Raw genomic sequence first — 25090 nt, 5'->3', positions numbered from 1 at the left:
ACCAATAGTGTTTGTTCACTTTAAAGAGAATATAGATACTTGTGGTTGGTTCGCACTCTTAGCTCAATACTTAGCTTCCTGCTGTATATCTTGAGCTTTTACTTTATATAAGCAAAGGCATCGGCATACATCTGCTCAAAGTTTGCTTTTTTTTCTGAAACTAACCGCTCTTTTGCAGCCTTAGCCATCTGATATGGTCCACAAACATAAATATCAAACGGAGTTAAATCTGTGAAATCCTCCATAACAGCATCAATCACGGTTCCTTTCTTGCCAAGCCATACCGCTTGCTCATCTTCGATAATGACAGGTATATAGTGTAAGTTGCAGTGTTTGTTTGATAACTGTGTGAGCTCTTCATCAGCATAGAGGAAATCAATATTTTTGACCCCCCAGTAGAGATAGATAGGCTGGATAAAGCCTCGATTAAGGCAGTTTTTAAGAATACTGTTGATATAGGATAAACCAGTGCCACCGGCAATTAATAATATAGGTTTATAATTGTTAGTTCGAAGCCATGCCTCACCATGTGGTGCATCGATCTCAAACTTACTGTTGTTAACTAATGCATCTACAAAGTATTCTATCGATGTCGATGAGCTATCTTGATTTGAACTTCCAATATGTAGCTCAATAATTTTGTTTTCTGTAGGACAGTTTGCAATAGAAAATGGTGTCTTTTTATCATTTAATTTAATAAAAATGTATTGACCTGCTTTGAAATCAATATTCTGTTCAGGTGAAATATATACCTTGTATATATTGTTTTTGGCCGATTCAATTTTTGATATCTTACAATCAATGATCATACATCCATCCTTAATGTCGCTTTGCCTTTTATTGAATTGGACATAGAGAGTGCACACCCTTTTTGTGCTCGAGTGCTTAATCTTCGTATTATTTCAATTGTTGTTCCTGGATATGGATCAGGTGCCTTTATGTGTTGAACAGTTCCGATATCGTCAGTGATAATGAAAGCTGGATAGCCAGTAGAGGATGCATCCATATAGCTGAGTAACCCTTGCTCTCCCTCTGGAACAGGCTTTAATGTTACAGGGTCGAGAGCACGGGCATAAACCCAAGGGGGAACATGTTTTCTTTGAAATTTATCTTCAAAAAAACAGGTGTTTAATTCAACTTGGTTAAAAGTGTCACGTATTTGATTTTCATTTGCTAGATGAAAAGTCCCCATTAGCATTTGATTGAAATCATGACGGTTTAACGATTCACTTTGATTGGATTTCCATCCCCCGCCAGTGATGATATGTAGCCGAGTTCCTGCATTTAGCTCAATACGATTTTCTTTCATATATTGGCATAAAAGAAAGATGAAATAAGGGGGGCCAATTAAGCAAATATCTTTGGTTGTGCTGTGAATGCGAAATAGACTATCTACGGTTTTTTTAAAGTCAATTTGGTCGTCATCTACTGTAAATTCAGTTGGATAAAGCAACTCAACCAAACTCATAACATATTTAAACCAAACATTATTTGTGTTGAAGCGATCTGGTCCAAGATTGACTAACTCCATTTGATGATCGAACCAATCACCAACATACTTCATTCCAAAGTTGACTGAGCCAAGTAACCTTTCGATACTCAGCCTATCACGGGCGATATGACTTTTTACACCGCTAGTACCGCTACTTGTGTACCAATTTTCAATTTCGGATTCATTAGCTGTGTGTAGTCTTAAGTGTTTAAACACCGATGTTGGATATACTGGGATATCATCAATGGAAAGAATGTTTTCGTTAATATGTTGAGTGATACAGTACTGTCTATAATCTTCATTTCTATTGTAATGGTAATCAAATGATTCTCGAACAAGCCTATCTTGGATCTCTTTTTGTTCTTCAAATGTCCACTCTTGTGGGGAACTCATAAAAATAAGATCGTCAATTTCTGAACTTGCAATGATATCGCATTTTTCAATGGGTTTTAGAATAGCCATATAAATCTACTCATTGGATTAAAGTCGAGTTAAGGTGAAATGGCAGTATTTATCTGCCATTTCATTTTTGTTGGGTTAATTAAGGTTCTTGAAGATTTTCTGGTTAACCATATCAATGATATTTTTAACCTTATTTTGGTCTCTCATTGATTCAAATGAGAGCAAAATGGTTTTTGCACCTGTCTTGTCAATAGCTAATAAACTCGACTCATAGTAATCATCATTAGTGCCGATGGCATTTTCCTCTATGATCGTATTAATTTTTTCAGCATGATCAATATCAGGGTATCTTTCCGTAATATAACTTTTTAGATACTGTTTCACCTCTTGACGAGCGATATCTCCATCGTCGTTTAAGTTAGCGATAAGTGTGAGCTGGTGGTTAACGTTTGATACATCAACATTGAAAAGCTTGGCTGTTTCATTATATAGGTTGGCGTAGCGCTCTTTGTCTGTAAGAGAGTCCTCCCATTTAAAGGTTAAAGGTAACGCTCTTTTTGCTGCCCATGTTACAACCTCTTTACTGCTTGCTAGCACATATTGTTCAGGCCCATTCTCACTAACGCAGTGTGGGTTGATTGAAACTTTAGGAAAGTCGTAAAAGTCATTTTGTGGATGGCAAAAGCCTGTTGTTAGCGCATCATTGATAATGTCGTAGCAGGCTTCAAATTGCTGCTGTTGAGAGGAGAGTTGGCGTTTAAAGAAAGCCATCTCAAACTTGTTTTCACTGTCGCTAAAACCAAGAATGAAGCGCCCTTCAGACATCTGATCGAGTAAGCTAGCTTCCTCTGCTATACGTACTGGGTGATGAGTCGTAATTATCTGATTTAGTGATCCTATATGTAATTTATTGGTCAATCCTAGTAGGAAGCCGGCTGCAGTGATTGGTGCACCAATAATGCCGTTTTTAGAGAAGTGATGTTCATTAATGAGGACTTTATCAAAATAATATTCATCAGAATCAATAAGTGTTACAGTTTTTACCATATTATCTAAGGTTTCTTCTGCGCTAGACTCATCAACTTGAATATTGAGAAAAAACAATCCAAATTTCATAGTGTATTCCTTACTAAATAAAATCTACGAATTAACCGTTATTAGGCTCTTTTAAAAAAGGAGCGACGAGTGTCATAAAACGTTCCATAGAGGCGACAATTTCATCCTCACTGCCATTTGCCTCAAAGCCACACGTTATATTGGTAATACCTGTGGCATCGATATCGCGTTGAATAATTTCGATGCACTCCTCAGGTGTGCCTACAGGGTTAATTTCATGGCTATAATCAACACGTCTGTTTGTGTTTGTATGACCTTTTAAAACAAAGTCTCGCCATTGGCCTTTGTGGTAGTCGTAGCCACGAGTTTGATTACTGTCATTAAATATATTGGTGGCATTAACATATGAGTCATACCAATTAGTTAGGAAGGCACGACATACCTCCCGTGCTTTTTGTTTATCGTGATCGACTGAGCATATAAAGGTCATGCAGTGATCAATTTTGCTTATATCATGACCATGTTCGAGTGCTATCTCATTGTAGAGCTCCATCTGGGCTTTTTTCTCATTGGTTGGAATGATCCAACTGAGTACCATTGGCAGACCCTTTTTGGCTAACCATTCGGTTGTGCTTGCTGATTCAGCGGTCATGCAGGTTGCAATTTCACTAGAATAAGCAGTGGGATAAACCTCGACCTCTGGAAACTCAATGTGTTCACTATCCGAGCCGATTCTCCCTGTTTGTGTTCCTTCCATAATCATCTCATGGAAATTTTGTGTGATGCTCCTTGATTCCTCCATATTGACACCAAACACTCTAAAGTCTTTATGGTACAAGCCACGAACAACCCCAAAGTTAAAACGACCTTTAGAAAGCTGATCCAGTAATAAGAGATCTTCTAGTTGACGTGTTGGGTGGGCCGTTGGGAGCACAACTCCCATGGTTCCAATATTTAAGGTTTTTGTCCTACCTAGTAAGTTTGCTGCAGCGACAAAAAGGTTTCCTGTTAGACCAAACTCAGTAAAGTGGTGCTCAAGAGTCCAGTAGGTATCAAAACCAAGCTCTTCAGATGCAACACCTAATCTTACAAAACGATCCATGACCTGTTTATGAGTTTCCCCAGGGGGTTGATATGAAAAACAAATATTTCCGAACTTCATAATATTTTCCTTAATTGTAAATAACGGTATGTTTAATCATTTAAGCCAACTCAAGAGATTCAATATTATGTTTTAACCTTCGTTCTTTAACCGTAACGCTGGTTATATCTTCAAATTTTGGTTCGATAATATTAATGTCAAGATTTAGGCTGCCTTTGTCTAAAGCGATTGCGGCCTTTGTTACTGACTGATAAAAGTTTCTTAAAACAACCAGGTTTTCACCTAAGTCATGTGAACTTCCAATTAATGAATACAGTTGGCATTTCTCAGGGTTCAAACTTTCTATTAACTCTAATACTTCATTTTGTTTAACCCAGGAATCATCATTGGCAGTGAAGGCAATGAAGGGAATGTTTAAGTCTTTCATTTTATTCTTGGTTGAGTTGAAGGTGTCCCACTGATGTTTAAAGCAGTCAGTCACAAATATCTCTGAGCCTAAATTATGCCCTTCGAAGTCAAGATCTTCGGGGAGTTCTTCAATTGGGAGTTGTAGGTAATCATATTTAAGGGCTCTCTCTAAGGTGTCACGTAGGTTCACGACACCAACGGCAGTAACTAAGAAGGAGAGGTCAATTTCGTTGGCGACATCATAGGCTATTCTGGCCGATAAACTTGCGGCGATAAGGCCAAATTTATTAATATTACGCCTCTTGAGCCACTCGATGACTGTGAGTAGGCTTTTTTTTCCTATTGTCATTGAAAATTCATTTATATTACCGCTACTTAGTCCCACGTGGTGCAGAGAGTCATAACGAATAACGTGGAATCCATTCGATGATAGATACTCTGCTAACCCTGCAAAGTGATCCATTCTTCTAGCAAAGCCTGAAGCAATCAGAATGGTGTTATTTTTCACTAAGGAGTTATCTTTTGGGAAAGTTTCCCAAACTCGAATCGTTTTACCTGTCTCTAGATTGATAGCATGATCAATCGTTGAGAAAGTATCTTCATTAGTCATATCATTTCCTTTCTTAGTTAAGGGACGAAGACGAGAAACTTGTCTTCTTCTAAATAGCGGGTTTGTTCTATTTCGACAGCGACATCTTTGGTTGTATAACTTGAGGGCCTCTCTTGGGATATGTAGTTCACTAAATGCTGAAGAGGTCGCATACCGTCATGTGAACCTCCAACACGAAAAATGTTGTTCATGCCTGATTCAACAATACGTTCAGCACCATGCTCAGCGAGTTGGTCTCTGTATTTAAATGAAGATTTCCAAGGGAATATTGAAACTGTCTGTGTTGCTCCTTTATTGACAAAAGGAAGTACCTCTTTGATATCACTGGCTTGATGGATATATACAGAGCGAGAGAGAGGTTGATTGCCAACGTTATTTAGAGAAGAATTTATGATCAACCAGCTTTGGTTTTCTCCTTTATTAACTTGGAATCCAGAAAATAAGCACTCCTTGTCAGTTAGACTGAATGCTGCTTTTTCATCAAAAGTCTGAGTTCCCTTGGGCAATATTTTTGAATAGATAGTTAACTGTTTTTCGAGTTCATGAATAAATGAAGCTAGCTGTTCACCTATGTAATAAACGCTTTGTGTGGAGAAGCAGGCTTGTTGATCATAAAAACAGATATCATGAGCGACCCCTATAGCAGCTGCAGTCAAATCTTTAGGGTTATCGATAACAGTAAGGCTTTTTTTAGGGCCGAACTTTAAGATATTTGCATGGGGCGGAGTGTGTTTTATCGCCCACTTAATGGCATCATCTCCTCCCCAAGCGATAACAACATCGGCACTGTTCATAATTTTCAATGGCAATGAGATCTCTTCATTGTGAGACCAATACATCACTGACATTGATCGAGTGATAGTGTGCTCTGAATCTACATCAATAAAACTTGAAACTAAGGCTGTTGCTGTAAAGGGGTCGGTTGAAGAGGTTTTAATCACGCATTCATTCTTAGTTAGAATCGCCCTAAGAATTGAGGTGATACCCGATAAAGGAACATTACCAGCAAGTAAGTGAACGCTTCTCCCTTTGGGGAGTGCTTTTACATAGCAGTCTCCTTGTGGAAGCCACTCGTCAATAATATGTTGTGAGCTTAAATCATTGCTTACAATGTCATATAGAGCACTTTTGGAACATAACAACATCGCAATCCAATTGGCTTCTAATTTAGCCATCTCACTCGAGTATCCAAGAAAGTTTTGTAAGTCTCGGATATAAGTGCGACGTCGTGCGTACTCCTCACTTTTCCAGCGCTGCCCAACGGTATATAGGAAGTTAACAATTTTATTCAGGGTTAATTTATTATCTATAGTGTGTGCAACGACTTTTTCGGCAAGAACCTTGTCAAGAATAGGCAGCGAAACCTTATTGTCACTGCTTAACGTCAGCTCTCTATTATTTTCTAGTTTCTCTTCTTGGATCACACCGCCAATTATCATAGGAATATATTTCTTCATTTCCAATTTGCCTTTAATTAATACTAAGTTGTCATTATCTAGCTTTAAAAATAGAGTTGACGTGCTGTTGTATGAACATTGATAAGACTTATTGGACCTTCTCTATATCCTTATATTTACTCAGCTTATTTCTATTCAAACTCCTTTTTCTAAACAGTAACAAGGTGGGGGGGGGCGTTAAACTGTACGATGTAACAGGTAGGGGAAATATAATTGTAAATAGATGCTTTACTTTGAATTTATTACTTATAAAAAGATCTTAATAACTGATTCAACTCTTTTATTCATATTGAATCTAAAGCAAAGAGATACTGGATATGTTGTCAGTTGAGAGGAATAACTGAAGATAAAACATTGGAGGAGGAAAGTTATTAATTAAATAAACTCTTTTATTTTTAGTCGTATAACTTTAGTTTTGAGGTAATGCTTTACAGTTTTTATCACTTTTGAGCTTGAGGTTGCTAAGTGGCAAAGGTTTACTATTGAGATGGATTCTTTATATGTTGTAGTACACATCAGATCCAATTTAATGAACGCCAAGTTATTGTGCGCCCAAAATCTTGGAATTGATCATTGATCATTGAGCAGCAAGATAATGTGGTGAGTAAAGAGAGCTTACTGGCTAAGGATTAATACGCCATCTCATCACAGAGTGCATCACGGCCGTAACCCTCAATATATCGATAAAAATTATGCTGGAGTCTTGATTGTTTGGGACAAGATATTTGGCACTTATGTTAAAGAGGAGGAGAGCGTTGAGTATGGGATCACTAAACCTATTAATAGCCATAACCCCCTTGTTGTGACTTTTAGCGAATGGCGAGATATGTTCAGTGACGCGTTTGCATCTGGGCTGACGCTAAAGCAGAGGTGGGGGAAACTCTTCTCTCCACCAGAGACTCAAGAATAAAAATAGTCCCGTGACCTGATATTTTTTGATGTGTTCAGTTTCAGTACAGCTTTCTTGGCAGCATTGCTGATAATGTTGCTGTTTTGAGTTGTAAGCTACTTATGCTCAATATTACTAACAGATGTAACTTGAGTTGTAGTGCATAAATAGAGTGACTAAACCTCACAATAAGGGAATGAATATGAGAAACGTACTGTTGGTGGCCTTCTGCCTAATGAGTTCTGTGGCCTATGCTGGTGAATCAGATCATATTATTGGCGGGAGCGTCGGCTATGGATCTCAAGATTTTGAGTCCAATGATGGCAAGGAATTTAGCGCTGGGGACAGTTTTAGTTCTGATATCTATTATCGATACATGCTTAATGAGCACTTTGGTCTTGAAGCTGGTGTCATGTCTGGTACTGGTGGCATAGTCAGTGCAATTTCTGGTGTATTTACTAGTGTTGATAATATTAGCTATAAAGGTTTTAGAGGCGCCGTTTATGGGCAAGTTCCACTCTCTGAGAGTAACCATCTCTATGCTAAAGCTGGCATGAGTGCCAATCAGCTAGATTATGACTTTAGAGGCGTTTTCAGTAGTGATGAGGTTAAGAGTATTGAAAGTAGTGGCAACGATTTTTATGGTGCTGTCGGCTGGGAGGTTCGTTTTCAATCGGGTCTTGGTTTAAATCTGGAGTATCAATATGTCCCAGTGCAGGAGTTACAAGTACACAGCTTCAATTTCGGCATGAGTTATCGCTTTTAAATGATTGTCATATGGAAAGGCACTGTATATTGCTCGGTATTAAGTGCCTTTTTAGTTCTTTAACTTCAAATTGTTACCGTATTGTTTTATTGTCTTGCCTAAGCATTCATCACTTTTGAGGTTGTTAAGTGGCAAAGGTCTACTATGGAGATGGATTCTCTATATGTTGTAGTACACATCAGATCCAATTTAATGATCGACAAGTTACTGTACGCCCAAAAACCTTGGCATTAATCATTGAGCTTATTAAGCAGCAAGACAATGTCGTGAATAAAGAGAGCTTACTGGCTAAGGTCTGGGACGATGTTGTTTGTGATGAACAAGTTCTGTTTCAAACCATCAGTGAGATCCGTAAAATATTTGGGCCGATTCAGGTTATTCAAACCTATCCCCGCAAAGGCTATGCCTGGGTTGCTACTGTTAACAGTGTCCCTTGCAGTGAGACTGTAAGCCTCACACCTTCACAAATAACCCCAAGTGTTGATTTAGGTTCTGAAAACCCTCTGGGTCTACTACTTGGTTGGGGGAAGAGTAAGCAAGCTTTGCCTCTCTACTTTTTTACCGTATCACTTTTGCTCATTTTTCTATTTTTTCCCTCCAAACCTACGACTCCCAATGATGGGACTGTGATTGTATTACCTGTTGTTAATAATGTGGCTGGTCAAGATCATCTTTGGGTGCCCCTAGGTGCCATGGATCAGTTGATAGGGAAACTGAGCAGAGGAGCAAAGGTGATGAGCACTGAATATGTATTGCCACTGGTATCACAGATAAAGCGGACAAAGGCATACAGTGCAGATGAACTAGCTAATGTTTTTAACACTACCGGTGCCAACTTGATTGTTGAGAGTGAACTCTCTGGCTCTGTGCATGAGTACAAGCTGAGTTATAAACTGCACTTTCAACATGATGTCAAAGTCGGGGTTCTGTTTAGTGACAATGTGGATGAAGCCTTAATATCCTTAGCTAAAACGGTATTGGTGTACCAAGGTGGCAAGGTCGAGCAACTCAGGGTTAAGTTTGAAAGTGAGCTTAAAAACGAGATGATTCATCGCGCCATAGCGTTACAAAAAGAGAAGCAACTGGTAGCAGCTAATCAGCTATTAATCAGTGTGCTGGAGCTAGAGCCAGACAACAATCGAGTGCGACTATTACTCGCTCAATGGTTTGTTGAGCAAGAGATGTTAAGCAGAGCTAGAGAGCTTCTTGATGTTGCGATAACCCAAGTAAGAGACAAGTCGCAAGCTAGGCTTGGCCGTCTCTATTATTGGCGAGCCATCACTCTGTTTGATACAGCCGCTGACAAAGCCATGCTTGAGTTAGACAAGTCGTTAACCTATAGCCTTAAAGAGAGTGATAGTTTGTATTTAGCTTATGCTTCATTGGCAAAAGGGAAGCTTTACCAGCTGTCTGGCAAGATGGAAAAGGCGGAAACCGCTTTTTTAAATACCCTTAATTTTCACCGAGCTATTTTTTGCCCTATGGGGATCAGCACTGCCAAATTAGTACTCGCTGAGTTCTACCGTGAAAATGGAAATATGGCGTTATCTGATGAGTTTTTAATGGCGGCGAGAGAGCAGATTGAGCTACATCAATTAAAAATAGATCACCCGCTAGTAAATTTTAATAATTAAAATCAATGTTTTGATAAAATTTTAGAAAGTTTTTGTGGTGAGGTTTAATCTAGCAAAGCAAAGTCATTCAACTTTCCACTTATATAGAGTCGTTATGTTGAATAGATGGTTAAACCCACGAGCCCTTGTGAGCTTGTCGATACTGCTTTGCTTGATTGTTATGTTAGTCACCTCTGTGCTGATGTTTGCTAAAAACCACTATATGCCTGTGGCGATGCTACACACAGTGCTTGGTTTTAGCTTGCTGCTATTTGCAATCTTACACCTTAAAAATAACTTCTCTCCCTTAAAGAGCTATCTGTCGTTGAAGTTTTGGGGCAAAAAGTCGAGATATAAGGCCAGTTTCCCCTTAGTGCTGTTTTTAGGAGCGAGTTTGATCGGTCTTAGCTGGTACGGCTATGGACCCATAAAACGTTTTTATCAATGGGGCATGGAGTTGAGAGTTGCCGATACTTTTGGTGAAGCGCCGAGTTACCAATACATTGTGGTAGACAAAACTGATAAATCTTTATCTGGGCAAGAGCTGACTATAGAGCTAAGAACTGGGGATAGTTTTTTATGGCCTCAGTATGCAATCTGGCTAGAAACCATGGAGGGGGAGTTGGTTCAACCTCTGTATGTGACTAGTAAACTGGCAAAGAACAATTTTGAAAATAGGGTCACTAAGCTTGATGAGTCCACTGTTTTTAAAGATAACCCTTTTAGTACAGCAGATTTCAAGATGGAAGATGCCTTTAATTTAGTGGTAGAGCCTGAATCTAAATCTGAGCGAGTAAGGCCGGAATCTTTACCTGTTTTTCTACATCAATTAGGGATACGGGATGAGGAGGGGCAGTTTGTTACTCATGGTGAAAACCTGATACCTGACGCCTACACGGGCGCGACCATGAGTGATAACTTTGTCTATCGAACCAAACTTGAAAGCGAACTCAGTGGGAGGTATAGATTGAAGCTGGAGATGAATCAGTCCTTTGATTTTAACCAGTACTACTCTAGCGACCGTTTCCCTTCAGATCCTATCTATTCTGGCAGCGGTTTCTCTGCGCAGCCCTCCGTGGTTTATGAAACAACTCTTAATTTTGATAACCCTGAAAGGCTTTATCTGATGGGGTTAGCTGGCAGAGGTCATCACTCGGGCCAAGATGGAGATATCCATAGTGATCTTTCTGGAATGGACTCAGCACTTTCTATAGTCGACAGAGTCATTGTAGAGGTTCATTAGGTTGCTAACATTGAATGCCTCAAAATTAGCTAGCCTTCGAATGAAGGCTTATTACATTTCTTCGTGTTAACTTTTGGCTGAATTGCAAAATAAATAAATAGGGCCACCCACAATAAATGGTGCGTTTTTCATCCGCCTACTAAACTTTGGTTATTGGTAGAAGCAGGAGGTTAATATGCCCCGCCCCAGAAGAACACAAATGAGCATTGAAGACACGTCTTGGTACCATTGTTGTTCAAGAGTGACACGCCGTGCCCGTCTATTTGGAAATGATGAGCTTACGGGAAAGAATTATGATTATAGACGTGATTGGGTTGAGTCTCTGCTACTCAAGTTAGGTGATATTTTTGCTATTGATGTAGCGGCTTATGCGGTGATGTCTAATCATCTTCATTTGGTATTACAGATAGATATAGAGTTAGCGAATCGTTGGACGGATAGAGAAGTCGTAGAGCAGTGGCATCAACTGTTTAACGGTACCGAGTTGACTCAAAGGTTTGCTAAGGGTGAAGTGATAGAAGAGTACCAAGTTGCTAAGTTAAAACACCTTGTTGCCATTTACCGCTCACGCTTATGTGATATATCTTGGTTTATGAGGTGTCTTAATGAGCCAATTGCTCGTATGGCAAATAAGAAGGACAAGTGTACAGGCCGATTCTGGGAGGGAAGGTTTAAGAGTCAAGCCTTGCTTGATGAAGCGGCGGTGTTGGCCTGTATGGCTTATGTTGAGCTCAACCCTATTCGAGCTCAAATGGCTGATACACTTGAGAGTTCAGACAACACGAGTATACAACTTAGAGTAAATGCTGCGTTGAAAGGAGAGCAACCCACTCAATTACTGCCCTTTATTGGAGATGAGCGGCTTAATCAACCTAAAGGCATCAATTTTGCCCTAAAAGACTACCTAGAATTAGTAGATGAAACAGGCAGAATTATCCGTAATGACAAGAGAGGTTCTATCTCTGCTAACAGCACAAAGATACTGACGCGGTTGAATATTTCATCGGACAACTGGATAAAGCTCACCTCAGAGTTTGGCGAACTGTTTCGCGGCCCTGTTGGCAACACGCAAGAATTAACATCTTTTTGTGAGCACCTTCAAAAGCGTCGACGACACTTTGCAAAGTGTTGCAAGTATCTTGAAGATGGTTAATCGTCAGGTGTAACTTAACTTCCCCCACATACATCACTCTTCATTTAATTCAATTTTCTTCAATAGGTTGAGCTAACTAGCCCTGCCTGAAATTCATTACTCTTCCGATAAATAACCATATTAACTGGCCGAAAGCAGATATAAGTGGCAGTGAGATCGACGAGTTGACAACTTTAATGGCAGGCTAAGTTGAAAGCTTGTTCAGTTAGCGCTATGTTATTGATTTATTGTGGGTGGCTTTAAAATTTTATCCTTCTATAAAAGTTAAAATATAACAAGGCCATGAAGCACGGACACGCAACAGCTTGCTCAGTTTCGCTTCGCTACACATTTTAGCAAGCTACTATCAGCCCCTTAGTGAGGAGTTAGTAGTACATGAGGAAATGGCATCAAAACTCTAAAGTTGTTAGTTATAACTATAGTTATTTTAGTCACTGTTACTTATCTCTATGTATTTCGCGATCAAGAAATTCGACTTGAATTTATCCCTCCAGAACTTGAATTTTGTGGTAAAAAAATCTCGAAAGGCGATCAGGAATATGATGAATTACTTAAAGTGTTAACTGCCCATAAAGGTGGTTGGAACGCATCATTTACTAGTTTTGTACCAACTCAAGTTTACTTTTCACCAGCTTTTAAAGTTAATATTGTGGGTAAACAAGTTGTTGTTTCATATAAAACAGATGAGGGTTATCCTCAATTTATCAAATTAATAAAATATAATTGGTTCAGCAGTTGTGCAAAGTAAATCTAGTAAGCTAATTAATAAGGATAAAGAGCGGTTGGCTGTTTTCATTCCTCAATATTCTAGCCAACAATTTTGCCCATTTTAGGGCGTTATCACATATCTGGTCTCCATACTTTCCCTAATGAGACTCATCACTTTAAGAGCTTTAACAAGCTTTTGTCCAAAATCGAGTTACAAGTAAATTTTAATTCGAAGAGATAAACAATCAGGTGTGAACGCGGCTGTGACCTTCGATAGCATGGCGAAGTTACACGAAGTGGAACTCTTTGAGCGCGAGATAGGGATATTGAACTGGCCGTTAAACATGAATGTTGTTTGATGTCGCAGAGCGTATAGGGAAATATTCACAGCGTGTCGCAGAAGTGTTTACACATTAAGTGAGCCGCAGGCTATAGATAATAATGAAATTATGGTATTCAGGTAACCAGCCAAACCCCTAGTAAGCTCAATGAATCCCACCAAAAAAAGATATTTGAAACTTGCGATTAGGCAAGTCAGCAAACTTTTGTCCAAGAATGAGTTTAACCACTAGGTCTCAAATCGAAGAGATAAACAACTGGTGTGAACGCGGCTGTGACCTTCGACATCGAGGATGATGTCGCAGAGCGTATAGGGAAATATTCACAGCGTGTCGCAGAAGTGTTTACACATTAAGTGAGCCGTAGGCTATAGATTAAATATGAAGTATTAGTTACCCACAAACCAACCAAATACCATTCCTACCCAATGAAACCTCAAAAAGAGACTTACCACTTGTTATCTGACAAGTGGCTAGAATTTGCTATCCGACAAGCTACTTCTTAGTGCCATAAAGTGAACTTTGTGGGTGTGGTTTGCTTTCCGTCACTTCAACCTTAGCCTCTGCTTCTGTCGGGTGAGTCTCAAAAGGTTCTGCTTTCTTGCTAATCTTCTGTGCTTGCAAGATCACAAACTTACCGTTTGAAGCCACTGTGGTGCAGTTTTTAAAGATGCGCTGTAACTTGATATGGTATGCCAAGTGGCGATTGCCAACGACGTGTAAGATCCCGCCATTCTTAAGGGCTCGCCAAGATTGTAGGAACATCTGCCATGCGATGTGATCGGTAATTGCTTCACCTTGATGGAAAGGTGGGTTACATAGCACAAGATCTGGGCGTACACCTTCACTCATATGGGTTAAGCAGTCATCCCAGCCAAATGTGGCTTGCTCGCCGACTAGGCCTTGTGTGTCTAGTTTGTTGAGTGCCCAGTTTTGCTTAGCTGATTCAATCGCCATCTCTGAGTCGTCGACAAAGTGAATATAAGCTTGTGGGAACAGCTGTTTGGCGTGTAGGCCCAGTATGCCGTTGCCACAGCCAAGATCGATGATCGATTTAAAGTCACCCTTAGGCATATTCTCCAACATGATCTCGGCGCCAATATCTAGCTTATTGGCTGCAAACACATTGCTTAGGTTGCGTATCTCAAGATTTAGCCGTGGTACTGACCACTGCATCTCTTTGGGGAGGGAGCGGATCTCACCATCGCTGATACAGGTGATCACTCGGGTCTTTTTCCAAGTTAAGCTGGCAGAAGCAGATCCTAAGTTTTTACCAATCAACTCTAATACAGACTTGTTGATGGATTTGGCTTTGGCACTGATAAGCACTTGAGTGCCCTTAGGTAACACTTGAGATAAGCGATTAAGCTGGTGGGCAAAGTAAGTTAAGTTTTTTGGCAACTTCATCAATACCAGTTCAATCTGTTCTGGTAGTGCTTCACGGCTATTGAGCCATTCAATCCCCTCTGACGAAAGGTTATTTGTGGCCAGATTTTGCAGATTTCCTAAAAGGCTGGTCTTTGCATCGGTTTCAACCATGAGTGGCCAAGTTGGCGCGATGGAGCGAAGACAAGCGGTTAAGGCGCCGAAGTTATCATTGATAATGGCAGTAACAACAGGGGTTTGCTCAGTCTCTATAAGATGTTTTATCAGGTGTTCATCTGCAGCATCCCATGCCTGTAAATTTGATTCCTGATCTTTTGGGTAGCGGGCTAACTCAAGCTCGATACCAGCGACTGAAAATTGTGTTGTCATATGCCAAAATGTACCAATAAAATAGGGGCACGCATTATCGCAGATTAAGATTGGTAGGTATATACGCCTAAGGCCTCAGTTATTGGAGAGGATAATGAAGCAGCAAGGCCTGAGTTTTGAACCATTTGAGGTGTTAGTGAATAGTGGTGACACTCAGCAGTTACAGCCTCCTATCACCTTGATCCCTGGATACCTCAATCAGGAGCAGCAAGCGGCTCTATTAAATGAAGTTAAAAGTTACCCGCTATCTCGCCCTGAAGTTCAGGTTTATGGCCAAACTCATCCAATTCCTCGTACTCAGGTTTGGTTTGGAGATTCAGGCTGTGATTATCGCTACTCAGGTCTCTTTGTCAGCGCCTTACCTTGGCCTAAATACGCCAATAAGCTGAGGGAGAAACTTTATCGTGATTTTAAGCTTGAGACTAATGGGGTATTGGTGAACCGCTATGCCGATGGGCGAGACTCTATGGGATGGCACTGTGATGATGAGGTTGAGATAAGAAGTGGAAGCGACATCGCCTCTGTGAGTATTGGAGCACGGCGTGACTTCTTTATTCGCCACAAGGTAAGTTTGCAAAAGTACCAAATCCCATTAAACAGCGGCGATCTATTGATTATGCATTGGCCGATGCAGAATGAGTGGGAGCATAGTGTGCCTAAGCGGCTGAAAGTGATGGAGCCAAGAGTTAACTTTACCTTTAGGTTGCTGACAAAACATTATCACCCTAAGTAGTTTGGGATATGTTACTCAACTCTCACTATTCGGTGGGCAAATACTCTAAGCTGAATATGAAACCGCATTGAGGAGTATCAGATGAAAAAGTTATTTATTGCTAGCGTTGTTGGCCACATTGCTCCGGGAGTGATTAAGTCTCTTGCTGAAGTGACACGTCGCTTTGATGGTGAGTGGGTAACAAGTAAGGTGATTAAGCTCGATGGTCACTTCTGTGCAATGATGAAGGTTGCGATAAAGCCTGAAGCTGAAGATGAACTTAAATCTTGTTTAGTCTCGGAGTTTGACGGACTGCATTTTATCTTCGAGCAAGTACTTGTTAATAGTGACAGCGTGTCTAGCTCCCTTCATTTGAGTGTAGATTGCGGTGATCGCTCAGGATTAACCCGAGATATCGTTAATATCCTCACTAATCTAGATCTGGTGATTGAGCATATGGAGTTTAATCGGGTACATGTGTCGACTATTGGTCAAACTGTGTTCTCCTCAAGGCTAAATCTAGCGGTTCCTGAAGGGGTGAGCACTGAGAGTATTGTTGAGCTGCTTGAAGGTGTGACTTATGACGCAAGAGTTAAGGTAATTTAACATTGGTACAGGGCGAGAACTAATGTCATCGGTACTGGGCGAGATGAGTTGACCTTAGCCCCTCTATCACTGTAACCTGCCGCCATGAATTTTAGGCTGAATTGAGAGATCGTATGTCAGTAGCACAGAGCATCATTGAACATTTAACCGCTAGCCTGTCACCCACTCACCTTGAGGTGATCAACGAAAGCCATAATCACCATGTGCCACCTAATTCAGAAACTCACTTTAAGGTGATAATTACCTCTGAGTTTTTTGAGGGTAAGCGTCTTCTTGCTCGCCATCGCGCTGTAAATGAAGCGTTGGCAACTGAGTTCGCTAATGGCTTACATGCGCTTTCTATGCACACCTACTCCCCCGATGAGTGGGCGGCCGAGGTAGCAGTGCCGGACTCGCCTAAGTGTAAAGGGTAAAGCGAACCCTTTGCTGAAAGAGCCTGAGAATAGCCCCTATTTTCAGGCTCTTTTGTTTAATAAGTCCCTATTATTTTTCATGTTATTGTCTACTATCTCCTCCTCCCTCTATTTTCTGATTTAGCCTGCTTTTTGTTTATCTATTGCGTTATTTCTGTTATCAATAAGTTAAATGGTGGCTTGTGATTAAAGTGGATGAACCGAGTAGAGAAGTTAACTGAATTTATCGGTAAGGGGGTAAGCTGGTTTACACTCTTTATTGTATTGATGACCTTAGCAGTTGTTGTGCTTCGTTATGCCTTTAGTACAGGTGCAACGGCAATCCAAGAGGGCGCGTTATATCTTCATGGCGCGGTATTAACCTTGGCGGCAGGGTATACTCTTAAACATGATGGACATGTTCGGGTCGATATCTTTTATCGGCACTTCTCCTCCCGTGGTCAGCATTGGGTTGATCTGCTCGGCACTCTTTTTCTACTTTTCCCTGTTTGTATCTTTATCACATACTCCTGCTTTGATTATGTTTTAGCTTCTTGGCGTTACGCTGAAACCTCGGTTGAAGCGGGTGGTTTGGAATATGTCTATCTTCAGAAAAGCCTGCTTTTATTACTAGTAGTGAGCCTGTTGCTTCAAGGTTGTGTCGAACTCGTGCGTCACGCATCGGCTTTGTTTGCCAACAAGAGAGAAGAGAGTGAAGAGACGGGAGAGCAGGGTTAATGGCTATCTTACTCTTTTTGGTTGTTTGTTTGGTATTGATGCTGGGCTATCCAGTTGCATTAACGCTAGCGGGTGTTGCGTTGATGTTTGCAGGTATTGGTGAGTTAACGGGGACTTTTGATAGCAGTTTATTAGGCGCGCTGCCTAACCGTTTATATGGCGTGATCAATAATCCTATCTTAATGGCTGTGCCGCTCTTTGTGTTTATGGGCGTGGTATTAGAAAAGTCAAAAGTGGCAGAGCAACTTCTGACCAGTATGGCAGAGCTCTTTGGCCGCTTTAGAGGCGGGCTAATTTTCAGTGTTTTCTTTGTGGGGATGTTGCTTGCTGCTAGCACTGGGATCGTAGGGGCAACGGTGGTTACCATGGGCTTGATGTCTTTGCCCTCCCTGTTGAAGAGAGGTTATGACCCCGCATTTAGCGCGGGAGCTATCTGCGCAACAGGCACCTTAGGGCAGATTATTCCCCCTTCGATTGCGCTTGTACTCTTGGGAGATGTGCTCTCAAACGCCTATCAACAGGCGCAACTTAAAATGGGGATATTTAGCCCGAAATCTGTTTCTGTTGGTGATCTGTTTGCTGGTGCGCTCATTCCGGGCCTACTTTTGCTGGTGATGTACTGTCTTTATACCTTGATATTAATTAAACGTAAGCCTGAGCAGTTTCCTGCAGTGCTCGATAAACGCAGCATAGATTTGAGCTTTGTGATGCAAACTATCAGCGCCTTAGTGCCACCATTACTGCTTATTTTTCTGGTATTGGGCTCAATATTACTCGGTATTGCTACGCCGACAGAAGCTGCATCTGTTGGCGCATTCGGTGCGCTAATGATAGCGCTAGTTAAGCGGCAGATGACTCTACCCCTGTTAAAAGAGGTGATGCTTAGCACAACTAAGATCACCTCTATGGTGTTTCTTATCTTGATTGGTGCCTCTATCTTCTCTCTTGTTTTTAGGGGATTTGGTGGTGAAGTGCTTATCCATGACTTGTTCCACAATATGCCTGGCGGCTTGATTGGCGCTACGTTGCTGGTCATGTTAGTGATCTTTTTACTCGGATTTATCCTGGATTTTATTGAGATCACTTTCGTGGTTGTGCCTTTAGTTGCTCCTATATTATTGGCGATGGGGCTCGATCCTATCTGGCTTGGGATCATGATAGCGGTCAATCTACAAACTTCATTTTTAACCCCACCATTTGGTTTTGCGCTCTTCTATTTAAGAGGGGTAAGTAAAGAGTTGGTGTCCAGCAGTCAGATCTATAAAGGCGTGATCCCCTTTGTTGGGATCCAACTGCTTCTGATGTTGATATTGAGCATCTGGCCCGAGTTAATCACTTGGCTCCCTTCTCAAATATATGGTTAGTAATTGTGATTGAATCAAGGGTTATTAGCTTCTATTTGATGGCCCGTTCTACGGATAGTAAGAAAGAGGAAAAGGATATGATAAAAAGAGTAACAGTGTGCTTTATCTCATTGGCAGTCTTGTTTATATCAGGGTGTCAGGAGAAAGAGGTGCAAGTGGCACAAACAGGTGCTGTTGAGGTTGAAACGATTGAGTGGAAGTTGGTGACCTCATGGCCAAAAAACTTCCCTGGCCTTGGAATGGCGCCAGAGCGATTCGCTAAGTTGGTCGATGAGATGTCTGCGGGTAGGCTCAAGATTAAGGTATTTGGGGCTGGAGAGTTGATGCCTGCGTTTGAGGTTTTTGACGCAGTGAGTCAAGGTACAGTGCAGATGGGACACAGCGCTGCCTATTACTGGAAAGGAAAAACGCCAGCGGCTCAGTTTTTTACCTCAATCCCATTTGGTCTTAACGCACAGGAGATGAATGGTTGGCTGCATTATGGTGGCGGACTTGAATTGTGGGAGGAGGTTTACGAGCCCTTTGGCATTCTTCCTCTTGCCGGCGGTAACACAGGTGTACAGATGGGAGGTTGGTTTAATAAAGAGATCAACTCCATGGAAGATCTTAAAGGGTTAAAGATGCGTTTGCCCGGTCTTGGAGGTGAGGTGCTAAAGCGTGTTGGTGGCGTACCTGTGACACTGCCGGGACGTGAACTCTATACGGCGCTGCAAACTGGCGCTATTGATGCCACTGAGTGGGTGGGCCCATTTAATGATCTGGCTTTTGGCTTACATAAAGCGGCAAAGTTTTACTACTACCCTGGGTGGCATGAACCAGGCACAACCCTTGAGTTTCTGATGAACAAGGAAGCATTCGCAGCTTTACCAGCGGATCTTCAATCCATTGTTACTATTGCAGCGAGAGCAATTAATCAGGATATGTTAGATGAGTACACCTCTAAACATATTATCGCGTTAGACTCACTGATAGATGAGCACGGCGTTATTCTTAAACAGTACCCTGATGAGGTGATGAAGAAGCTGGCTGAGGTGTCTAAAGTGGTTATCAAGGAGCAGTCAGCTAAAGATGACACCATGACTAAGGTCTATAAAGCCTATATGGAGTATGAAGCTGGTGTTCGCAAGTATCATAAAATCTCTGAAGATGCCTATAGCCGTCTAAGAGAGTAACAGTTTGTATAGCAATGATGCGGATACCTTTTTAGTGTTGTATAAAGGTATTGTAATAGTTCCTCTATCTGTTTAATCAGGATTAACTGGATAGAGGCGAATTAACTTGGAGAGTTGAGATGCCGTTACTGGATAGTTTTACCGTTGATCATACCCGAATGAATGCACCTGCAGTTCGTGTAGCTAAAACCATGAAGAGCCCCTCTGGTGATACCATTACTGTCTTTGATCTGCGTTTTTGTGCCCCGAATAAAGATATCCTAAGTGAGCGTGGGATCCATACCCTAGAGCATCTCTACGCAGGCTTTATGCGTAACCACCTTAATGGCGATAACGTTGAGATTATCGATATCTCTCCGATGGGGTGTCGCACCGGCTTTTACATGAGCTTAATCGGCTCGCCAAAAGAGGCTGATGTGGCAGAAGCTTGGCTTGCTTCTATGAATGATGTGCTCACTGTTGCATCGCAATCGGAGATCCCTGAGCTCAATGAGTACCAGTGCGGTACATTTAATATGCATTCGCTCGAGCAAGCACAGGGGATCGCGCGTTCGATTATTGCTTCAGGGATCAGTGTTAACAAGAATGATGAGCTGAAATTAAGTGAGAAGATCCTTAAGGGTCTATAATGCTTAAGTCACTGATAAAAAATAAGCGATTTAAGATCGCTTTTTTTATACCTATGGTATAGAAAACGGTCTGTCGATTTACTTTTTTATCTGCGAATCTTACAGATTATTAGTATTTTACCTTTTATTTTGATGAGTAGAGTTAGACTTTTGCTGGTTAAAAAACGCTCGGTTAGCACTGTGTTGAATTTTGTTGATTTAAGCGGTGCTTATGTATCTAAAATGCTTCCAAAATGGTGGCGAGCTTGCTAGATCACGGGACGCAATTGCATAAGTTGACGCTAAATCAAATAAAAAATGAAAATGTGAGCTAAATAGCCACGCATAAAAGAGGCCAATCCAGTGAAATGGCCCACATTTTTCATGGCGATACATTGATATTTACGGTAAAATGCGCGCGAACAGCGTGATTGCGGTCGCAAATCTGTGATAAATCTGCGCTAGCTCAATGAGATGGGCTTGGTATTTTCCCTGTCATTTATTACAGGAACGCGGCGCATTATCTTTCCTTCATAACGTAGTGCTTGTGGATATGATTACAATAAAGAAAGGATTGGACCTGCCCTTAGCTGGCGGGCCAGAGCAAGTCATACATAATGGCCCAGCCATTAAACGTGTAGCTACTTTGGGTGAAGAGTATATTGGCTTACGTCCCACAATGAAGATTAAAGTGGGTGATAAAGTTAAAAAAGGTCAGATTATCTTCGAAGATAAGAAGAACCTTGGTGTTAAGTATACGGCTTCAGCCAGTGGTACAGTAGTTGAAATTAACCGGGGAGCACAGCGTGTTCTCCAGTCAGTCGTCATTGAAGCTGAAGGGAATGAGTGTGTCTCTTTTGCTAAATATGATACTGCCCAGTTAGATACATTGGACGCGCAACTTGTTCGTGACAACCTGATTGAATCAGGGTTATGGACTGCCATGCGTACTCGTCCTTTCAGTAAAGCCCCTGCCGTAGATTCTACCGCAGCCGGTATCTTCGTTACTGCCATAGATACTCAGCCTCTTGCTGCTAACCCTGAAGTGGTTATCGGTGAGCATAAAGATGATTTTGCTAACGGACTTAAGGTTCTTGCAAGATTGACTGAAGGTAAGGTTTATCTATGTAAAGCGCCTGGTGCTGATATTCCAGCAGCCAATGCACAAGTAGAAGAGTTTGCTGGTGGACATCCAGCAGGTCTGCCTGGCACTCACATTCACTTCCTATTATCTGCATCTGCAAACAGAACTGTTTGGCATGTGGGTTATCAAGATGTGATTGCCATAGGTCAACTCTTTACTACCGGTGAGCTTAACTCTGAGCGTGTTGTTGCAGTGGTTGGCCCTAAAGCGTTAAAGCCAAGATTAATTCGTACTCAAGTTGGTGCTTCAACGGCTGAATTAACAGCTGGTGAAATTGCTGATGGTGAAGTGCGTGTGGTATCTGGTTCAGTGCTGAGTGGTCGTACTGCCGTTGGGCCTCATGCTTATCTTGGTCGTTTCCATCAGCAAGTGTCGCTTCTAGAAGAGGGCAGAGAGCAGGAGTTTATCGGTTGGGCTATGCCTGGCGCCGAAAAATACTCTATTACTCGCGCTTTCTTAGGTCACTTGTCACCTTCTCGTCTGTTTAAGATGACGACAAGCACTGGTGGTTCAGACAGAGCTATGGTGCCTATTGGTAACTATGAGCGCGTTATGCCATTGGATATTCTTCCAACTATGTTGCTTAGAGATCTCGTCTCTGGTGATTTTGATGGTGCCGCTTCATTAGGTGCACTTGAGTTGGATGAAGAAGATTTGGCGCTGTGTACTTTCGTATGTCCTGGTAAGTATGACTATGCTACTTATCTGCGTGACTGTTTAGATACGATCGTGAGGGAAGGCTAATGAGCTTGAACGATTTTTTTAAAGGTATTGAACCTCAGTTTGAAAAGGGCGGTAAATACGAAAAGTTTTACGCTATTTTCGAAGCTGCTTATACGGTTTTCTATACCCCAGGTCATGTGAACAAGGGTAGTACCCATGTTCGTGATAATTTAGACCTGAAACGTATGATGATCATGGTGTGGGCATGTACTTTCCCAGCTATGTTTGTTGGTATGTACAACGTAGGTTTGCAGGCTCAAGATGCGCTTGCTGCAGGTTTTGCAACTCCAGATGTATGGCAGGTTAGCCTGTTTGGCATGTTTGGTACTGAGCTTACAGCAAACTCAGGTATCGCAGCCTTGCTCTGGTATGGCGCCTGTTTCTTCCTGCCTATCTATGCGGTGACATTCGCCGTCGGTGGTATTTGGGAAGTCTTATTTGCTGCAGTGCGTGGCCATGAAGTTAACGAAGGTTTCTTCGTTACCTCAGTGCTTTTTGCATTAACGCTGCCTGCAACGATTCCTTTGTGGATGGTCGCACTAGGTATTACCTTTGGTGTGGTTGTGGCGAAAGAGATCTTCGGTGGTACAGGACGTAACTTCCTAAACCCTGCACTGGCTGGTCGTGCTTTCCTATTCTTCGCTTACCCGTTAAGCATGTCTGGCGACACCACTTGGGTCGCAGCCGATGGTTACTCAGGTGCAACAGCACTGAGTCAAGCGGCTCAAGGCACACTGGAATATGGCTTTAGCCAAGACTGGTGGGATGCATTCCTAGGTTTCATTCCAGGCTCTGTTGGTGAAGTTTCTACGTTAGCTATCTTGATTGGTGGTGCGGTTATCGTTTATGCACGTATTGCATCTTGGCGCATTGTTGCCGGTGTGATGGTGGGTATGATTGCGGTTTCTTATCTACTTAACTTTATCGGTAGCGACACTAATCCTATGTTTGCTATGCCTTGGTACTGGCACCTTGTATTAGGTGGTTTTGCTTTCGGTATGATGTTTATGGCAACTGACCCAGTTTCGGCTTCGTTCACGAACTCGGCTAAATGGGGTTACGGGATCTTGATTGGTGCTATGGCAGTATTTATTCGTGTCATTAACCCAGCGTTCCCTGAAGGTATGATGTTGGCCATCTTGTTTGCCAACCTGTTTGCTCCACTATTTGACCATTTTGTAGTTCAGGCAAATATTAAGCGGAGGATTGCACGTGGCTAGTAATAAAGATTCGTTCGGAAGAACCCTCTTTGTCGTTGTTGGCTTATGTTTTATCTGTTCAGTATTCGTATCTACTGCAGCGGTATTACTTCGTCCAACTCAGATAGAGAACAAGCTGCTAGATAAGCAGAAATACATTCTGGAAGCGGCAGGTCTGACTAACCCTAAAGAAGCGTCTATGGGGAAAGCCGAGGTACTTGAGACTTACAACAAGTATGTTGTAGCTAGACTTGTAGACCTAAAAACCGGTAACTGGGTTGAAGGTGATGCTGATTCATTTGATGCCGATAAAGCTGCCCGTGATGTTGCTAACTCATTTAAGCCTCAAAACGATATTGCATCGGTGAAGCGAGTGGCAAACACAGCTGTGGTTTATGTGGTTAATGATGATCAAGGTAAGCCTAAGACACTTATCTTACCTATCAAGGGCTACGGTCTTTGGTCAACCATGTATGCTTTCTTAGCCATTGAGCCTGATCTGAACACGATTCAGAGCTTAGTGTATTACTCATTTACTGGTGCCGGTGAAACTCCTGGTCTTGGTGGTGAAGTTCAAAATCCTCAGTGGATGGCTAAGTGGCACGGTAAGAAACTCTATGACCCTCAAGGTAACTTAGCGATTAGCGTCACTAAGAACCCAGTGGTTGCAGCATCTGAATACGGTGTTGATGCGCTGTCAGGTGCAACTTTGACTGGTAATGGTGTTCAAAACTCACTTGAATTTTGGTTAGGTGATGAGGGCTTTGCTCACTTTATCGAGAAAGTTCGTAACGGAGGACTGAGCTAATGGCTAACGCTAAAGAACTTAAGCAGGTTTTATCGGGTCCTATTGTAAGCAATAACCCGATCGCCTTGCAGGTATTAGGTGTATGTAGTGCACTGGCTGTGACCAGTAAGATGGAAACCGCATTGGTGATGACTATCGCACTGACTGCCGTTTGTGCTTGCTCAAACCTGTTCATCTCTATGCTACGTAACCATATTCCAAGCAGTGTACGTATTATCGTGCAGATGACGATTATCGCATCGCTTGTTATCGTGGTTGATCAGGTACTGCAAGCTTATGCTTATGATGTTGCTAAGCAGCTTTCAGTATTCGTTGGTTTGATTATTACTAACTGTATTGTAATGGGTCGAGCTGAAGCGTATGCGATGAAAACGCCGCCAATGATGAGTTTTATGGATGGTATCGGTAACGGCCTAGGCTACGGTGCTATTCTTCTGTCAGTTGGTTTTGTCCGTGAACTTTTTGGTAATGGTTCGTTATTTGGTGTTGAGATCTTAAGCAAGATTTCAGACGGTGGTTGGTATCAGCCAAATGGTCTGTTGTTGCTTCCTCCAAGTGCGTTCTTCTTAATTGGTACTCTGATCTGGATCATTCGTACTGTTAAGCCAGAGCAAGTAGAAGCAAAAGGGTAA

General features: G+C 41.8%; 23 protein-coding genes and 1 pseudogene. 17 read left to right on the top strand and 7 right to left on the bottom strand.

Going from position 1 to position 25090, the window contains the following annotated elements:
- Positions 1-98: 98 nt before the first annotated feature.
- From luxG to luxC, 6 genes are all read right to left on the bottom strand, one after another.
- Entirely contained in the window at positions 99-809 is a 711-nt protein-coding gene (luxG, locus tag SWOO_RS18705) for a flavin mononucleotide reductase LuxG (RefSeq protein WP_012326233.1), read from the bottom strand.
- Positions 806-1954 (bottom strand): long-chain-fatty-acid--protein ligase LuxE, encoded by a 1149-nt coding sequence (gene luxE, locus SWOO_RS18700; protein ID WP_012326232.1) that lies wholly within the window; start codon positions 1952-1954, stop codon positions 806-808. Before luxE ends, luxG begins: the two co-directional genes overlap by 4 nt.
- Before the next feature lie 75 nt (positions 1955-2029).
- A complete protein-coding gene (gene luxB, locus SWOO_RS18695) occupies positions 2030-3010 on the bottom strand; it encodes a luciferase subunit beta (RefSeq protein ID WP_012326231.1) in 981 nt (326 codons plus the stop codon).
- A gap of 31 nt (positions 3011-3041) precedes the next feature.
- Positions 3042-4112: a luciferase subunit alpha gene (luxA, locus tag SWOO_RS18690; RefSeq protein WP_012326230.1), complete on the bottom strand. Its 1071-nt coding sequence runs from the start codon at positions 4110-4112 to the stop codon at positions 3042-3044.
- A 40-nt stretch (positions 4113-4152) separates the two neighbouring features.
- Positions 4153-5070 carry an acyl transferase gene (locus tag SWOO_RS18685; RefSeq protein WP_012326229.1) on the bottom strand — a complete coding sequence of 306 codons (918 nt, stop codon included), beginning with the start codon at positions 5068-5070 and terminating at the stop codon, positions 4153-4155.
- 17 nt (positions 5071-5087) lie between these two features.
- The gene (gene luxC, locus SWOO_RS18680) at positions 5088-6527 is read right to left on the bottom strand and encodes a long-chain-fatty-acyl-CoA reductase LuxC (RefSeq protein ID WP_012326228.1); all 1440 of its coding nucleotides are present in this window, start codon (positions 6525-6527) and stop codon (positions 5088-5090) included.
- 631 nt (positions 6528-7158) lie between these two features.
- On the opposite strand from luxC, the pseudogene SWOO_RS18675 reads away from it, so the two are divergent.
- The 6 genes and pseudogenes from SWOO_RS18675 to SWOO_RS18650 all read left to right on the top strand — a co-directional run.
- A pseudogene (locus SWOO_RS18675) lies at positions 7159-7437 on the top strand (sterol desaturase family protein); the annotation flags it as partial.
- Positions 7438-7618: 181 nt separating this feature from the next.
- A complete protein-coding gene (locus SWOO_RS18670) occupies positions 7619-8182 on the top strand; it encodes a porin family protein (RefSeq protein ID WP_012326227.1) in 564 nt (187 codons plus the stop codon).
- A gap of 128 nt (positions 8183-8310) precedes the next feature.
- Positions 8311-9816: a winged helix-turn-helix domain-containing protein gene (locus tag SWOO_RS18665; RefSeq protein WP_012326226.1), complete on the top strand. Its 1506-nt coding sequence runs from the start codon at positions 8311-8313 to the stop codon at positions 9814-9816.
- A 94-nt stretch (positions 9817-9910) separates the two neighbouring features.
- Entirely contained in the window at positions 9911-11038 is a 1128-nt protein-coding gene (locus SWOO_RS18660; protein WP_012326225.1) for a DUF4405 domain-containing protein, read from the top strand.
- Between the two features lie 175 nt (positions 11039-11213).
- The gene (locus tag SWOO_RS18655; RefSeq protein WP_012326224.1) at positions 11214-12191 is read left to right on the top strand and encodes a transposase; all 978 of its coding nucleotides are present in this window, start codon (positions 11214-11216) and stop codon (positions 12189-12191) included.
- Positions 12192-12594: 403 nt separating this feature from the next.
- Positions 12595-12939 (top strand): hypothetical protein, encoded by a 345-nt coding sequence (locus SWOO_RS18650; protein ID WP_012326223.1) that lies wholly within the window; start codon positions 12595-12597, stop codon positions 12937-12939.
- Between the two features lie 793 nt (positions 12940-13732).
- Here the strand turns inward: SWOO_RS18650 and SWOO_RS18645 are convergent.
- Positions 13733-14992: a methyltransferase gene (locus SWOO_RS18645; protein ID WP_012326222.1), complete on the bottom strand. Its 1260-nt coding sequence runs from the start codon at positions 14990-14992 to the stop codon at positions 13733-13735.
- Between the two features lie 94 nt (positions 14993-15086).
- Here SWOO_RS18645 and SWOO_RS18640 point away from each other — a divergent pair, with 94 nt between their 5' ends.
- The 11 genes from SWOO_RS18640 to SWOO_RS18590 all read left to right on the top strand — a co-directional run bounded on the left by SWOO_RS18640 (position 15087) and on the right by SWOO_RS18590 (position 25090).
- Positions 15087-15725, top strand: coding sequence for an alpha-ketoglutarate-dependent dioxygenase AlkB family protein (locus SWOO_RS18640; protein WP_012326221.1), 639 nt, complete (start codon positions 15087-15089; stop codon positions 15723-15725).
- A gap of 81 nt (positions 15726-15806) precedes the next feature.
- A complete protein-coding gene (locus SWOO_RS18635) occupies positions 15807-16310 on the top strand; it encodes an ACT domain-containing protein (protein ID WP_012326220.1) in 504 nt (167 codons plus the stop codon).
- A 113-nt stretch (positions 16311-16423) separates the two neighbouring features.
- Complete coding sequence (locus SWOO_RS18630) at positions 16424-16723, top strand: BolA family protein (protein ID WP_012326219.1); 300 nt, start codon at positions 16424-16426, stop codon at positions 16721-16723.
- A 195-nt stretch (positions 16724-16918) separates the two neighbouring features.
- On the top strand, positions 16919-17440 hold the full coding sequence (locus tag SWOO_RS18625) for a TRAP transporter small permease subunit (protein WP_012326218.1): 522 nt from the start codon (positions 16919-16921) through the stop codon (positions 17438-17440).
- On the top strand, positions 17440-18804 hold the full coding sequence (locus SWOO_RS18620; RefSeq protein ID WP_012326217.1) for a TRAP transporter large permease: 1365 nt from the start codon (positions 17440-17442) through the stop codon (positions 18802-18804). The genes SWOO_RS18625 and SWOO_RS18620 overlap by 1 nt, the downstream gene beginning before the upstream one ends.
- A gap of 80 nt (positions 18805-18884) precedes the next feature.
- Entirely contained in the window at positions 18885-19976 is a 1092-nt protein-coding gene (locus SWOO_RS18615) for a TRAP transporter substrate-binding protein (protein WP_229377429.1), read from the top strand.
- Positions 19977-20095: 119 nt separating this feature from the next.
- On the top strand, positions 20096-20605 hold the full coding sequence (luxS, locus tag SWOO_RS18610; protein WP_012326215.1) for an S-ribosylhomocysteine lyase: 510 nt from the start codon (positions 20096-20098) through the stop codon (positions 20603-20605).
- Between the two features lie 532 nt (positions 20606-21137).
- Positions 21138-22472: a Na(+)-translocating NADH-quinone reductase subunit A gene (locus SWOO_RS18605; protein WP_041418264.1), complete on the top strand. Its 1335-nt coding sequence runs from the start codon at positions 21138-21140 to the stop codon at positions 22470-22472.
- Positions 22472-23671, top strand: a complete 1200-nt coding sequence (locus SWOO_RS18600) for an NADH:ubiquinone reductase (Na(+)-transporting) subunit B (RefSeq protein ID WP_012326213.1) — start codon at positions 22472-22474, stop codon at positions 23669-23671. The genes SWOO_RS18605 and SWOO_RS18600 overlap by 1 nt, the downstream gene beginning before the upstream one ends.
- Positions 23664-24458, top strand: a complete 795-nt coding sequence (locus SWOO_RS18595; RefSeq protein ID WP_012326212.1) for a Na(+)-translocating NADH-quinone reductase subunit C — start codon at positions 23664-23666, stop codon at positions 24456-24458. The genes SWOO_RS18600 and SWOO_RS18595 overlap by 8 nt, the downstream gene beginning before the upstream one ends.
- Entirely contained in the window at positions 24458-25090 is a 633-nt protein-coding gene (locus SWOO_RS18590; protein WP_012326211.1) for an NADH:ubiquinone reductase (Na(+)-transporting) subunit D, read from the top strand. Before SWOO_RS18595 ends, SWOO_RS18590 begins: the two co-directional genes overlap by 1 nt.

Origin of the sequence: Shewanella woodyi ATCC 51908 (assembly GCF_000019525.1) — a bacterium.
Lineage (GTDB): Bacteria > Pseudomonadota > Gammaproteobacteria > Enterobacterales > Shewanellaceae > Shewanella > Shewanella woodyi.
The sequence above is the reverse complement of the archived record's forward strand: the minus strand, read 5'-3'. Positions and strand labels throughout refer to the sequence as shown.

What these genes read in the sequence shown, in the direction of transcription:
- luxG (WP_012326233.1), bottom strand. Translation starts at nt 809, where the DNA reads ATGATCATTGATTGTAAGATATCAAAAATTGAATCGGCCAAAAACAAT.
- luxE (WP_012326232.1), bottom strand. Translation starts at nt 1,954, where the DNA reads ATGGCTATTCTAAAACCCATTGAAAAATGCGATATCATTGCAAGTTCA.
- luxB (WP_012326231.1), bottom strand. Translation starts at nt 3,010, where the DNA reads ATGAAATTTGGATTGTTTTTTCTCAATATTCAAGTTGATGAGTCTAGC.
- luxA (WP_012326230.1), bottom strand. Translation starts at nt 4,112, where the DNA reads ATGAAGTTCGGAAATATTTGTTTTTCATATCAACCCCCTGGGGAAACT.
- SWOO_RS18685 (WP_012326229.1), bottom strand. Translation starts at nt 5,070, where the DNA reads ATGACTAATGAAGATACTTTCTCAACGATTGATCATGCTATCAATCTA.
- luxC (WP_012326228.1), bottom strand. Translation starts at nt 6,527, where the DNA reads ATGAAGAAATATATTCCTATGATAATTGGCGGTGTGATCCAAGAAGAG.
- SWOO_RS18670 (WP_012326227.1), top strand. Translation starts at nt 7,619, where the DNA reads ATGAGAAACGTACTGTTGGTGGCCTTCTGCCTAATGAGTTCTGTGGCC.
- SWOO_RS18660 (WP_012326225.1), top strand. Translation starts at nt 9,911, where the DNA reads ATGTTGAATAGATGGTTAAACCCACGAGCCCTTGTGAGCTTGTCGATA.
- SWOO_RS18655 (WP_012326224.1), top strand. Translation starts at nt 11,214, where the DNA reads ATGCCCCGCCCCAGAAGAACACAAATGAGCATTGAAGACACGTCTTGG.
- SWOO_RS18645 (WP_012326222.1), bottom strand. Translation starts at nt 14,992, where the DNA reads ATGACAACACAATTTTCAGTCGCTGGTATCGAGCTTGAGTTAGCCCGC.
- SWOO_RS18640 (WP_012326221.1), top strand. Translation starts at nt 15,087, where the DNA reads ATGAAGCAGCAAGGCCTGAGTTTTGAACCATTTGAGGTGTTAGTGAAT.
- SWOO_RS18635 (WP_012326220.1), top strand. Translation starts at nt 15,807, where the DNA reads ATGAAAAAGTTATTTATTGCTAGCGTTGTTGGCCACATTGCTCCGGGA.
- SWOO_RS18630 (WP_012326219.1), top strand. Translation starts at nt 16,424, where the DNA reads ATGTCAGTAGCACAGAGCATCATTGAACATTTAACCGCTAGCCTGTCA.
- SWOO_RS18625 (WP_012326218.1), top strand. Translation starts at nt 16,919, where the DNA reads ATGAACCGAGTAGAGAAGTTAACTGAATTTATCGGTAAGGGGGTAAGC.
- SWOO_RS18620 (WP_012326217.1), top strand. Translation starts at nt 17,440, where the DNA reads ATGGCTATCTTACTCTTTTTGGTTGTTTGTTTGGTATTGATGCTGGGC.
- luxS (WP_012326215.1), top strand. Translation starts at nt 20,096, where the DNA reads ATGCCGTTACTGGATAGTTTTACCGTTGATCATACCCGAATGAATGCA.
- SWOO_RS18605 (WP_041418264.1), top strand. Translation starts at nt 21,138, where the DNA reads ATGATTACAATAAAGAAAGGATTGGACCTGCCCTTAGCTGGCGGGCCA.
- SWOO_RS18600 (WP_012326213.1), top strand. Translation starts at nt 22,472, where the DNA reads ATGAGCTTGAACGATTTTTTTAAAGGTATTGAACCTCAGTTTGAAAAG.
- SWOO_RS18590 (WP_012326211.1), top strand. Translation starts at nt 24,458, where the DNA reads ATGGCTAACGCTAAAGAACTTAAGCAGGTTTTATCGGGTCCTATTGTA.